The following is a 236-nucleotide window of genomic DNA, read 5'->3' as shown; positions in this document are numbered from 1 at the left end:
GGGGAGCGGGTGATCCAGACTCCGCGCTCCCGGTCGCTGACGCGCCCGCGGCGCTTGTCGTCTAGTCTGGTCATCCGTACGAATCCATACCGATACAGCGAGGTAGCCCATGTCCGCCGGAGAGATCGCCGGCCTGATCGCGGCCGTGGCCGCGGTGGCGTTCGTCGTGTTCTGCGCCGTCCCGCTGTTGAAGCTGGGCCGGGTACTCGAAGAGCTGCGGCTCGCGGTCCGGGACC

At 69.1% G+C, this 236-nt stretch carries 1 pseudogene; it reads left to right on the top strand.

The window, feature by feature from the left end:
• Positions 1-109: 109 nt before the first annotated feature.
• Positions 110-236: pseudogene (locus tag BN358_RS24300) on the top strand (DUF948 domain-containing protein); the annotation flags it as partial.

The organism is Sedimentibacter sp. B4 (genome assembly GCF_000309315.1).
Classification (GTDB): Bacteria; Bacillota; Clostridia; order Tissierellales; family Sedimentibacteraceae; genus Sedimentibacter; species Sedimentibacter saalensis.
Note: the sequence above shows the minus strand (reverse complement) of the source record. Positions and strands in the feature narration are given on the sequence as shown.